Annotated in this window: 8 protein-coding genes; 7 read left to right on the top strand and 1 reads right to left on the bottom strand. The window is 32.9% G+C overall.

Features of this window, described 5'->3' with window-relative positions:
- The first annotated feature begins 35 nt into the window (after positions 1-35).
- The 3 genes from OL233_RS07965 to OL233_RS07975 all read left to right on the top strand — a co-directional run bounded on the left by OL233_RS07965 (position 36) and on the right by OL233_RS07975 (position 5,030).
- Positions 36-689, top strand: a complete 654-nt coding sequence (locus OL233_RS07965; RefSeq protein ID WP_275471805.1) for an LPXTG cell wall anchor domain-containing protein — start codon at positions 36-38, stop codon at positions 687-689.
- Between the two features lie 66 nt (positions 690-755).
- Complete coding sequence (locus OL233_RS07970; protein WP_275471806.1) at positions 756-1,418, top strand: hypothetical protein; 663 nt, start codon at positions 756-758, stop codon at positions 1,416-1,418.
- 15 nt (positions 1,419-1,433) lie between these two features.
- Positions 1,434-5,030 (top strand): RCC1 domain-containing protein, encoded by a 3,597-nt coding sequence (locus tag OL233_RS07975; protein WP_275471807.1) that lies wholly within the window; start codon positions 1,434-1,436, stop codon positions 5,028-5,030.
- A 47-nt stretch (positions 5,031-5,077) separates the two neighbouring features.
- Here the strand turns inward: OL233_RS07975 and OL233_RS07980 are convergent, their stop codons facing one another.
- Positions 5,078-5,647 (bottom strand): ROK family protein, encoded by a 570-nt coding sequence (locus OL233_RS07980; RefSeq protein ID WP_275471820.1) that lies wholly within the window; start codon positions 5,645-5,647, stop codon positions 5,078-5,080.
- 330 nt (positions 5,648-5,977) lie between these two features.
- On the opposite strand from OL233_RS07980, the gene OL233_RS07985 reads away from it, so the two are divergent.
- The 4 genes from OL233_RS07985 to OL233_RS08000 all read left to right on the top strand — a co-directional run.
- Positions 5,978-9,190 (top strand): YfhO family protein, encoded by a 3,213-nt coding sequence (locus OL233_RS07985; protein ID WP_275471808.1) that lies wholly within the window; start codon positions 5,978-5,980, stop codon positions 9,188-9,190.
- A 23-nt stretch (positions 9,191-9,213) separates the two neighbouring features.
- Positions 9,214-10,737: a glycoside hydrolase family protein gene (locus OL233_RS07990; protein WP_275471809.1), complete on the top strand. Its 1,524-nt coding sequence runs from the start codon at positions 9,214-9,216 to the stop codon at positions 10,735-10,737.
- 194 nt (positions 10,738-10,931) lie between these two features.
- Positions 10,932-11,885, top strand: a complete 954-nt coding sequence (locus OL233_RS07995) for a hypothetical protein (RefSeq protein ID WP_275471810.1) — start codon at positions 10,932-10,934, stop codon at positions 11,883-11,885.
- The coding region (locus OL233_RS08000) for a GH25 family lysozyme (RefSeq protein ID WP_275471811.1) at positions 11,863-13,191 on the top strand (1,329 nt) is incomplete at its 3' end. The genes OL233_RS07995 and OL233_RS08000, both read left to right, overlap by 23 nt.

Genomic DNA, 13,191 nt, shown 5'->3' on the forward strand with positions numbered 1-13,191 from the left:
GTCTGTTTTTATTTAAAAAAAGCTACTCACTAATAATGCTTACGTTGTCAGTTTTATTTGTTTCTTTGGCATTTGGGACACAAGTAGAAGCGGCAACATTACCAGATGGTTTTTTAATAGGTGATGAATCAGGAATTAAGGTTAGTAAACAGGGGGGGTATTTTTTTAATTTAGAAAATATTCGTCCAGGTGATACAACTGATAAAAAATTAATTATTAAAAACCAAAACAAAGAGCCGTATCGGTTACATTTAGAAATCAAACCTAAGAGTCATCAAGGAAAAATTAACTTGATAGAAGCATTGCATATGACTATGGAAGATAATAATGGTCTTTTATACGATGGAAATTTATGCAGCAATTCAGATAATATAACCTTGTCGTCAAAAGACCTTGATTTTGGAATTATTCAGCCGTCAGAGGAGCGAACAATTTCGATTCATTTAAAAATGACTTCGGATAGTTCGTACTGGGATTTTTATTCTGGCGAAAGTTCAGCGGAAGTTCTTTGGCAGTTTGCGGCCGTCACAGATATTGACGCGACTACCAATAAAACTGATCCACCTAAGAAACAGGGGTGGTTGCCACAAACAGGAGAAAAAAACTTAACTATTTTGGCATTGATAGGCGTAGGGATTTCTTGTTTTGTAGGACGTTGTTTTATGAAAAAAAGTCAGAAGACTGAATAATGACATGTGGCATTAGAAGTAAATCTTCTAATGCCCTTTGTGGTAATAAGAGGGGGAAGGAAATGTATGAGTGAAAGAATAGAAAGCACGCTCTTCTTCATCAAAAAGCATGTTAAATGGTGGGTCATAACACTACTTGTAGTGATGCTATCGATTGTAAGTGCCAGTTATGCTTGGGGGACAGCAAGCGATAGTAAAGTTAACCATTTTAATACGGGGAGTTACGATTTTAATATAGGCTTGGTAGATATTTTTGATACACCAAAGGAAACAATTATTGGTGACAGTATACCAAAAAAAGTATCAGCGAAAAATAATAGAAATACAGCAGGTTTTGTTCGGCTGATGGTCCATCCTAAAATTGAGAAAAAGACCCCAAATGGAATAGAATTACTACCAGCAGAAATAGGGAAACAAGTGACACTATTAGAAGGCGCAACTAAAGAGTGGCGAGCAGGGGGAGACGGTTATTTTTATTATGTAAAAAAAGTAAACCCTGGTGAAGAAACGTTGCCATTATTTAAAGCAGTCAAATTAACAGTATCAGATGAGGAAAAGGAAAAATACAAAGGCAGTAAGTTGTCAATTTTGGTTAAAACAGAGGCAAGTGGTATTCCGACTGAAGATTACCGTTTATCGTGGTGGGGAAGTAAAGATAGTCCCTCATCAGATTCGCTAAAAGAGATTGACGAACTACTTCAAAATGAACGACCAAAATCTAAAAAGTAAAGGGAGGGCAGGATAATGAAACATAAACGTAAGAGAGTAACACTTTGGTTCATGGCATTAACACTGTTTTCTCTTTTTCTTTTTGGAAAAGTTGACAGTGGATTTGCATCAAAGCTTAATGTAAGAGATGGAAATACAGATTATACCAAGGTAGGTGTTAGGTCGCTTTTGAAGAATGCGGGTGACCACCCAGCATGGGTACCACCGCAACAATCCATCATTAAATTTGCAGATGCTGGAACAAATTATTTAGCTGGTAAAGCAGTAGATGTTTCAGGTAAAGTTTGGACGTGGGGTTACAACCTATATGGTATGCAGGGTTCTAATAATGGAAAGATGTACAATGGTGGTATGGTTAGGATACCCTATTTTGTTGATAATGATATTGTCATTAAAAAGATAGCAACAGGATATCACCATACTTTAGCATTAGATGATAAGGGACAACTATACGGTTGGGGACTTAATACCAATGGTCAACTCGGTGTTGGTAATTTAACCAATCAGAGTATACCAAAACCTGTAGTAGGATTAGAGGATGAAAAAGTTACAAAAGTAATATCAGGTTCAGAAGCTTTAACAGCTAGTTTTGCTTTAACTGAGAGTGGAAAGGTATTTGGTTGGGGATATGGTGCTTTCCATATGATTCCTGGAAGTCTCGGAAATGTCACAAAACCTAAAGATATTACCAGCGCGTTTAATGAAAAAACGATAGTGGATATTGCTCCAGGAGGAGACCATGTTTTAGCATTGGACAGTGAAGGTAAAGTTTACTCTTGGGGGACAACAGCTTCTGGGCAAACAGGAAGACCAGGTGCAGGATTTCAAGATAAAGTAGAAGAAATTCCTTTTTTTAAAGATAAAAAAGTAACACAAATATCTGCAAATTCGACGACGAGTTTAGTACTAACGGATGATGGTAAAGTTTACCAATTTGGGATGGTTGAGAACAGTACTGGCAAGTCGCTTAGTTTTGATGAAAATGAGCGAACACTACTGCCTCAAAGAACACCTAAAGAAGTGGAATATGATTTAACATCGGCAGACTATGTTCCTAAAGTTATGAAGATTGTAGCAGGTAAAATTACCCATTATATTTTAGATACAAATGGACGAGTGTGGTCATGGGGATTTAATCAGTATTATTCTAATGCACAAGATGGGCCGCTAACAGGCAAGCTAAATTATCATACGGCTAAAGCAACTCAGTATATTAAAAACTTAGGGGACGGAGATACCCAAAACTTAAGTAGTTCTCCTAAAGCACCAGTCTTTAAAGATATGAAGAGTGCAACAGCCGCGAATCTTGTATTCACGAGTTATCAAAATTATGGGCAGTGGAGTGAGATGGGAGATGGGTTGCATCCCACTATCTATGATAAGAAATACATGCAGACAGTAGATGAGCGACCAGCAGGAGAGAAAAGTCATAAACACATATATCCGATTAACGAAAAGGGACAAAAATTAGTTTATGTGATTAATCAAATGCCAAAAGTGGATGCAACATTATATCAAGGTGATTTTTATGTAGCAGATCCAGATTATAAAGGGTCTTGGATTATCAAAACAACCAATACAGATAAATTACCAGAACTAGTGACGTCTGAAACAAGTTATCCTGCTATTAATCAAAAGGAACAAGGCTGGATTAATTTAACAGGTGATCCTAACGATTATACAGGATTAAACTTGAAAGAGATGCCTTTTGTTTCTGATATAAAAACGTATCAATCAGCCGCATTATTTATGGATTCTTCAGGTAATCTATATAAACAAAGTTTAGATGGCTCAGGATCAATCGCTTGGGGTTGGGATTACAACTCCATGTATGAGCCAAATCCAGCATCGGCTCAGCCTCCAGTAGGATCAAATGGACTGTATAATTTTTATGCGTATGAAGTCATGTTTATGCGCGGGGCACCAACATTACCACCACCAGAAGTTGTTGTGAGTGGACCGATAGATAAAATATATAAAGAAGAAAAAGAAAATGAAGAAAAGGTTACTATCAAGATTAAATTAGACGGCGCGATTGATGATGAAGACTTGAACTTAACTGTTGAACCTGAATTAAAGAATGCCAAATATGTTGTTATGCCTTATGATAATTCAGATAAAAATACATTAGTTAAAGAGCCATCTGTTGAAGAATTTACTACCGCTTATAATACAGCGACTTCTTCAGAAGGGACAACGGATGGTAGTTATTATCGTGGCGATTTATTAGTCAAGCATGCAGATGATTGGCAAACGGTTCAACATATCAATGAACCACCAGTTGTGCTAGAAGATGATGAGATGGCAACGATTAAAGAGAATTCAGTTGTGTGGGTCTATACAGAAGTAGATGCTTATACTCAGAGTGTTGAATCAGTGAAACGAATGGTCTATGATAACTTTTATGATGAAATGAAAATGACTCATCAAGGTGTCAATCATGAGCGTGTTGATCAAACACTATACGATAAACAACAAACACACATCAAAAAAATAACACAAGATAAAATCCCTAATTATTTTGGTTTCCCGGAAGATACGAATGGTGACATTATCTATCAGGGACAACAAGGGGAAGAAGGAAAATCATTAGTTCCTACCTTTGGTTTTGATGAAGTTTCGGTAACACCTTTAACTAAAGATGAGTTTGATAAGGTAACAGACAATCCGAATCCTAAATTTGATTACTGGAAATGGTACTCACCTCAAACTAAAGAAAAGAGATATGTATTAAATGGAATAGAGAAGCCAAACAATGAAGGTGATAAGATTGCTCTAAATCAGGGTACATTAGGTGTGACAAAAGAGTTTAATCATTTGTTCCACTATAGTCAAAATGAAGAGATGTGGGCTAAGTTACATTATATGTCTGTGGCAAATGATGGGAGTGTATTAGAGAATTATCCGGAACTTGAGGAAGTGATGAAGGAACAACATCTTGTTAGAAAAGTTATTCCGCTAAGAGATGAAGAGCTAGCTGAAAAATATTCAGCTAAGGAATTTGTTGTCTTTAAAGGGACACCACCAACATCTGGAAAAATAGATGTTGAGGGTGCTAAAGTACTTTCTAAAGAAGGGAATGCAGAATTCACTATTTCATGGGATAAAAAAATAAAAGCTAAAGAGTTAGATGATTACACGTTAGCATTTGTTTATTATCCTAAGAGTATGAAACTAAACATCCGACAAGTTATTTTAGAAGGAACTCGTTTGATACCACACCCAACAGATGGGTTTGTTACGATTAATCAAGTTGATAAAAAGGAAGCAACTAAACCGATTGAAAGTCTAAATTTGAGCATGATTAGTGGTGAAGATAAGTTGAAATTGTTCTATGATACCTATACTTTTAATTACGCTAAACAAGTCAAAGGTGGATTGTATCATCTAATCGTACCTCAGTACTATAAACAAGTGGGCTATACGCTTACAACGAATGAAAAGGAAGCGTGGGCTGACTTGCCTATAGTTAAAGAAACGGATGCGTACCTTGACTATGGTCAGGCATCAGAATTTTGGTTAACTGAGTTTATTAAACCAGTAACAGATAAACCTGCTGATTATACATGGGGTCAGGCGAATAATTTATTTGGTGAGATAAAGTGGAAGTAAGATAGAAAAAGAGTAGTGAACCTAAAATTTGGTTCAATACTCTTTTTTTAGTGAGTTAATAAATGTTTTGTCACACATAGCCCACATGCAGCGACAGCACCATTAATGTCGGCGTAGTTTTTCACCTCAACAGTTAGAGGAAGTTCTGTGCTTAAAAGTGTATTATTTTTATTTAACAAGTCTGTCATTAATAAGCTGAGCTGAGGCTCTGTAAAGAGCTCACCATGAAGTATGATACGGGTAGTGTCAAGCATGAGTGATAGATTATTAATCGTTATAGCTAAGTATTTGATAACGTGTCCAATCTCTCCTACAAGATTATTGTTCTTTCCATAAAGACTTCCATCATAAATACAGGAGCAAAACATCCCTCGCCCAACATGTAAGATAGCAAAATTACGATCATGGGAATCTTTTCCGAAAAGTCGTTCAGACAATGTTAAACACTGGACGTTATTTTCAAAATAGATAGGGATAGAGAGATTATCTATTAATGCATTAAATTTAAATTCTTTCCAAAAAGCATTATTTGTAGAAATATTTTTTTCCATCTGATTATAATGTCCAGGTAAAGCGATTCCGATTGCAGTAGGAGAGTAGTTTTGGGTAGTAGCAATAAATAGATAAACTTTTCTTCAAAATAGTAAGAAAAGTTTATAGAGTTATACAAGTGCCATATTCTCAATTTTAACAATTATAAATTAATAAAGAGCTCACAATAATAGACATAATACAGTAAATTTCCTAAAAAGATAGTGGAACTGTGTTTGAGCAAATAGTATAATAGGTAGTTAGTAGAAAGTTTTATTTTATATAAAATTGTCTTTCAAAGTGGTAAGAAAGTTCAGTGAAAAAGTTACAGTTATTTATGTAGAGAAAATTAAATATATAGTTGAATTTTAATATAAAATAAAGAGTTAATAATAAAGATGTCAGGAGAATTAAACATGACGAATAAAGAAGTAATAAGTAGTAGAGTGACTCAAAAAAAAGCTACAATCAATTCAAGGGCTGTTATTTTGGTAGGTGCCTTATTACCAACAGTTATTTTTTTTACCATTACATTCTTTTCAAACCTGGCTTATCAAAGTGTGAATACTTTGAGTTGGGTTGTTGGGATAATAGGTACCTACTTTATTTATAAAACAAAGGTGTTACAGAATACCGAAGTTAATCCAAATAAGTCTCCTTTTTACTATTGGTTAGGGCTGTTGGTTTTACTCTGGCTAGTAGACATGAGTGTGATGTATGGTGGGGTTGTTCTAATAGAAGCAAATCCATATATTTCTAAGATTCTTTCATTATTTGTGATAAGCATGATAGGGTATAGCCTATTAACTATATTTGGAAATAAACGATTTACAAAACAGAGAGGTTTGGTACCGATTTGTTATACTATTTTATTTATAGGTATAGTACTTCTTTCATTCTTTGCGTTTTTCTTCGGTCATTATGCATTAGTATATGATGGAGATGGTTTTAGCCAACATTACACATTATTTAAAAATTTTAGAGAAGAACTATTAACGTTGATTAGGACAGGTACTTTTCCGTCAATGTGGGACTGGTCATATGGAATAGGGGCAAGCTGGTTCTCTAAATATATTTATTATAATATAGGCGATATTTTCAGTTATCTATCGATTCTATCGCCAACAAAATATTTAGCACAGTGGTTTAGTATCATAGTGTTGCTTCGTGCTTACTGTGCGGGTTTGGCTTATTATAGTTATGCAAAAAGAAGATTAAAGAGCCAAACGGCATTAATTGTTACTTCGTTAGCGTATGCTTTTTCACCGCTCGTGATAATGAATATTACTCGTCATCCTTTTTTTATTAACGTTATGATTATTTTTCCGTTATTGTTATTAGGTATAGATAGAGTAATGGCTGATAAGAAAATCGGATTATTTATTGCTATGACTGTCTGGGCTATTGTAAATAATTTTTACTTTGCTTGGTTACTAGCTATTGGAGGATTTGTTTATCTTATTTTAAATTACATTACGGTCTATAGATTTAAAGAATCGTTCCTATCATTTTTAAAGCCCTTTTTATTAGGTTTAGTTGCAATAATTGGATTAGTTTCAGTGTATATTATTCCAGTTCTGATAAATGTTAAAATGATGAGTCGCGGAGAAGACATTTTTGCGAATGATTTAATAACATATAATTTACGATATTATTTACGCTTGCCGTTTGATTTGATAAGTATGAATGGTGGTCGAGATTATAATTTATTTGGAGGATACAGCGTTGTATTTGTGTTGGCTTTGGCTTACTTAATCAGAAGAAGAAAAGCCTATGGCGTTTTATTGATGAGTTTAGTGTTAGGAGGACTTGTTTTGATAAGTCCAACTCTTGCAAGTATAATGAGTGGTTTAGGTTCGCCTATTCATCGCTGGATGTTGCTATTGAATTTACCAGTAGCACTTTCTATAGGTTATTTAATTGAGAATTTTAAAACGATTACTGCGAAAGATATTTTAAGTTCTATTTATATTTATGGTTTTGCAATTAGTTTAGCAATCATTGGTGAGAATTTTAAAACAGCTAATTTCAATATGACCATTCCATTGTTATTTATAGGCTTAAGTCTTATCTCAGTATTTTGTAGTTATTCAAAGATAATAGCTGTTCGACCGGCACGCTATTTATTAGCATTTATAGTAATCCTTAATGTGTTTGCTAATGTGTGGTCTTATCATTCGATAAAGAGTTTAGCTAGGATTGATAAATCAACTCATACAGTAGAATATTTAGAATCAAGTATCAAAGATTCGTTTGCAGGAGCAGATCGTGTAGTTAAGACTAGCCCTAGTGAGAGGTTGCAACTTTCAAATGAAAATCGTATAATGCCGGCTAAATTATTCAGAGGAAATACTTCTAGTTTATTGGATGTTTATCAATTGAACTCTTATAACAGCATTCAGAATAAATATATCAATGAAATGCTCGTCAATGATTTCGGAAATGTAAATTATCCAGCGGCACCATTTGTTGTAGCAAAAGATAATCCAATGTTATTGCGCTTTATGGGAGTTAAGTATTATGTTTTTAAAAATAAAAGCTATATTCCAAGTGGGTATAAACCTATGAAGTCTGCTCAACTTGACAATAATGTGAGGATTTCAGAAGCGCCAAGTGTGGTTCCGTTTGCCTATGCTTCAAGTACAACACTTTCAGAAGAACGTATGGCTAATTTTTCACAACCTGAAAAATTAGGAGTTTTATTAGATACTGTGGTGACATCCGAATCTTCAAAACTTGAGTCCTATAAAAATAAAATAGATATTGAAAAAGTGCCATATGAAATTAAAGATGACACTACTAACGAACTAGTGAAACCAGCAAAAAATAAAAAATACTATTTTTTAGCAGGGCATAGCTACAGTGTCATATTCAAACCAGAAGTAGTTAAAAATTATCAAGAAGTATATGTTTCATTAAATTCTGCAACCCCTAAATTTGTGGAGTTAGATGAGCGTTTGAAGCGTCAGATAAATCAGGAGAACCTTGTAGCCTATGACAAGGGTGAGTTACCGAAAGAAATAACACCATATAATCGTTTGAAGTTTTATAATACTCATGCATTTTCTTTTGATGATAAAAAAATTAATTTTAAAATACGCGGTAAAAGAATGAGCCAATTAGTAGCAAGTGAAGGGACTATATCAGGAAATGGTTACCGTGAAATAACGAATCAAAGTTACTATTTAGGAAAAGGAAATAATAAAATAATTCACCTCCAGAATAAAAGTGCGAATGATTTAATTGTGTCAAAATTAGAATTTTTAAAAGATAATACAGTTAATAGTAAAAAAGAAGAAAAAATTAAAGTATTGAATAAGAATCGAATGAGAGCCCTTCGTTTTGAAAAAAATAGAGTAAGTGGTACGATTGAAAATGAGTCAGATACAATTTTAGCAACAAAGATTCCGTATCAACCTGGTTGGTCTGTTAATGTTAACGGAAAAGAAAGTGAGTTGGAACGTGTTAATTATGGTTTTGTAGGTGTGAAGTTAAATTCTGGAAAAAACAAGATAACATTTAGTTATAAAGAACCAGGATTATTTATAGGAGGAGTTATAACAGGTAGTACGATTTGTATTCTAAGTGTGATATGTATTGTTACTAAAATCAAAAGAAATGATGATTAATGTAAAAATGAAAGAGGTAGGATATGAAAAAAATTATTATAGGTATATTGTCAGTGTTACTACTATTAGAATGTGGTGTACTGTTTATGCCGCAAGAGAAGAAGAATGAGTTATTGAATAAATTTACAAGAAATTCAAAAAATTTAATGCCAAAAGAGTTAGAATCTGGTCGTTATATCATAACATCGGATAGTCCTACAAAATTAACAATTGAAGATAAAAAAGGGAAAGAATTTATTAAACCATTCACTGTGACTAAAAAAGGGTATGTGACGTATTTAAACCCGGAATTAGTTATTAAAGGAGAAAATTCAGGTCAATTAAAGTTTGAACGTATAGAAAATATGAGAGCACAATTGGAGAAAGAAGATGTTTTACCAGGAGTTTATTTTACAAGTCATAATGAAATCTCAACAGATGCTTATAAAATAAAAAATACAACAGGGAATTCTGTTACTATTTTCCAAGATAATCTTGGGTCTCTAACTTCGGATACAATTTTACCTGGTAAAACTGGCTTGGTTAATATTGATAAAAATAAGATTCAAATTGAAAGTGATGCGCCGCTTAAGTTTGATAGAGCATATTCAAAGAACAGTAGTGAGCGTTTATACTTACCTACAGCTTATGGGAATATAGACTTAATACATCCATCAGTTATTTTATTGGATAATCCAATCAGTGGGTACAAATTTTGGATGGCTGCGACACCGTATTTAAAATCAGATATGTCGAGTGAGAATCCTCATATATATGCAAGTAATGATGGTATAACGTGGGATATACCGTCGGGATTGATAAATCCGATTGATCCAAAACCGGGTCAACCAAAAGATAATTCAAATTACAATTCGGATACACATCTTATTTATAACCCTGTTAAAAATCGTTTAGAGTGTTTTTATAGAGAATATGATAATAAAGAAAAAATTAAAGCAACTATTAAGTTAAGAACATCAAAAGATGGAATTCATTGGTCAGAAGAGGCTGATATTATAAAATTACCAGTAGGTTTATCTCAAGCTGTTGTACTAGAGGATGGCGTGTATAAAATGTGGTATATCGATGGTAATTTCAATGTTTGTTACATTGAATCGTCGGATGATATGGTAACATGGAGTGAGGAACGTGTTATTCCAATTAAGTATAAAGATAAAAATATATTTAGTTGGCATCTAGATGTACAAAAGAATGAAGATGGAACATATGGCATGTTGATTTCCTCATTTAAGACAAAGAGTCAGGGAAAAGCTAACTTAGTAAATACAGCGATTGCTAGACAAGAAATGAGTTTGTATTATGGTTCATCTTATGATAATGAAACTTTTACAGAATTCAAAAAAGTATTAAGCCCAACAACCGGAACAAATAACTGGGATAATAGAGGATTATATCGTAGTTGTTATATAAATAAGAATAACAAGATAATCGTTTATTATTCAGGTATTAGAAGTGACGGTGGTCGAGGTTTAGGGGTATCTGTTGGAAAAGATATGTTTCATCTAAAAGGTATTAGTTTTTCTAATCTAGTTGATTTGAGTCAATAATAAAAAAGCACCGATATTTACTAAAAAGTAAATATCGGTGCTTTTTCGTCGGTTGTGATAGTTGAACACCATAGAATTTATAAATATGAGTTTTACTTATATGACAATTTTAACAATGATATAAAATCGATAGTTTATTGAACTGTACTAGAGTATAATTATAAAGTGGATTTAGTAATGAAAGGGGAGGAAAAATGAAAAAGAAAAAGTTATATATGTATGCAACAGTTGCAATTATATTAAGTATATTGGGAGTAATTTTATTTCATTCAGTTAAAACTAATTCAAAACAATCAGATGTAGATCAATCTGTGTCGTATGTAACTAAAGAGAATTATACTAAAGCGCGTCATGCGATTGATAAGTTAGAAAAAACTGATCAAAATAAAAATATTAAACTTTATAAAATGCGTATTAATCTCTTAGAGAAAGAACGTAAACTAGTAGAAGAAAAAAAATATGCGAAAGCCAGAGAGCTTATTAAAAAACATTTAGAAAAACATCCGGTAAGTGAAGATGAAGAATTACAATTCCAGCTTATGTTAGTTGAAGATTTGGATAAAATTGATCAATTGAATAAACAGGACATAAAAGGTTTATCTAGTATTAATGGAGCGATTTCCAAAAATAGAGAAGGTTACTATGAGGAATCGAAAAAAATAATTGGTAATATGTCTAAGGAAGAAAAAGATAACCAAAAAAAATTGATTTCAAAACTTGAAAAAGCTAATAAAAATAAGCGTAACATTGATAATGAATCCGAAGCAAAAGAAAAAAAATTATCAGATATACTTACAGAAGGGGATAAAGAAGTAAACATCATTACACAACTTAAAAGTGATACATCAGATAATAAAGACCGAGGTCTTGTTAATGTTGAAATTAGCTTATTAATAAAAAATGAAACATCATTTAGTATTCTAATCGAACCAGATCAATTCTCAGTTAATAAGGTCAAAATTGATAGTAATTTAAATAAAAAAACTGTTGTAGTTTTACCAGGAACATCCTATTTATTAGAAAATATAGTAACAGATGCACAACCTGATCAATTATCTGGTGAATTAAGTTATGGTAAAAATAAAATAGGAAAATTAATAGACGTAGAAAGAGGGTATTTTGAGGATGAACGATGGGTACAATTATAAAAAAATCTGCTTAGCATTAGCGAGTTTAATAGTAATAGGTATTGGGAATACAGCATATGCAGAATATGAACCAGCAAATTCCGATTTTATTGATATTTCCAATCATCAAAAAGATTTACAACAAAGTTTTTTTAATGGCTTACCAAAGCAAGGGGTTTCAGGTATTGCTTTAAAAGTATCAGAAGGGAACTATTATATTGATGCTTATGCTAGAAATAATATCGCAAGAGCAAGGGCAGCAGGGGTGAAAGTTAGTGCCTATCACTTTTCTCATTTTGAGACAGAGGCGGAAGCTAAAGTAGAAGCTGCATTTTTTGATAAATTACTTGTACAGAGTGGTTTTAATAAATCACAGGATGGTTATGTGGTATTAGATATAGAAAATCCTAATTCAGTATCACCTGAGAATTTAACACGCGCGGCAAATATATTTGTTAATGAATTAAAAGCGAAAGGTTATCCTAGAATTGATATTTATGTAGGAGATTATTATTTAAGATCTGAATTAATAGCAAGTCAATTGGTAGTTAAAGATCCATGGATAGCTGCTTACCCAGATTATCCAGATCAACATATTTCAAGCGTAGCGCATAAAGGTGGAATGGGAGCTTGGCAATTTGCCGATAACGGTTGGATTGATGGTTATGATGGTATTTTAGATGTTAGTGTAGATTATTCTGGAAAGTATACAGCTAGTTCAGGTTCAATTTATTATGAAGGACAAGCTATTAAGGGTTCAAAAAAAATATCGGTATCAGGATTGGATATTTATGATCGACCGGGACCGACTGCTCACTCTAAAGTAATTGATAATACAAAGAATTATTTAAATAAAAAAGTAGATTTTACTAAACAAGTTAAAACCGATAAAGGGTTATTTAAGCAATTTGAATTTAATGGAAAAGTAATTGGCTTTGTTTCAGACAAAGCATTTAGCGATTTTGTTACGATTGTTAAAAAAACACCGGTTGATTATCAAGCAACAATCCATTCAACTGATGACGGTGTAAGAACATTACCATACGGTATGGAAAATTCAGAATTAATTGTAATGACTTCAGAGATTGTTAATCAGGAATTTCATATCACGGAAGAGTTAGAAGTATCAAGTGGTAGTACATGGTTAAGATTAGAAAAAGATGGTAAATTTGTCGGTTATGTTGATAAATCAGCAACAGTAGCTTTTGTAACGATGACAGAAACACCTGTTAATTATGGAGTTAAAGTTATTTCTACGACTGATGGTATTAGAACATTGCCATATGGAATGAGACATTCTGATTTAATTGAGATGACATCTAAAGTG

It is taken from the genome of Vagococcus proximus (assembly GCF_029143285.1).
GTDB classification, from domain to species: domain Bacteria; phylum Bacillota; class Bacilli; order Lactobacillales; family Vagococcaceae; genus Vagococcus_D; species Vagococcus_D proximus.

What these genes read in the sequence shown, in the direction of transcription:
- OL233_RS07990 (WP_275471809.1), top strand. Translation starts at nt 9,214, where the DNA reads ATGAAAAAAATTATTATAGGTATATTGTCAGTGTTACTACTATTAGAA.
- OL233_RS07970 (WP_275471806.1), top strand. Translation starts at nt 756, where the DNA reads ATGAGTGAAAGAATAGAAAGCACGCTCTTCTTCATCAAAAAGCATGTT.
- OL233_RS07985 (WP_275471808.1), top strand. Translation starts at nt 5,978, where the DNA reads ATGACGAATAAAGAAGTAATAAGTAGTAGAGTGACTCAAAAAAAAGCT.
- OL233_RS07965 (WP_275471805.1), top strand. Translation starts at nt 36, where the DNA reads ATGCTTACGTTGTCAGTTTTATTTGTTTCTTTGGCATTTGGGACACAA.
- OL233_RS07975 (WP_275471807.1), top strand. Translation starts at nt 1,434, where the DNA reads ATGAAACATAAACGTAAGAGAGTAACACTTTGGTTCATGGCATTAACA.
- OL233_RS07995 (WP_275471810.1), top strand. Translation starts at nt 10,932, where the DNA reads ATGAAAAAGAAAAAGTTATATATGTATGCAACAGTTGCAATTATATTA.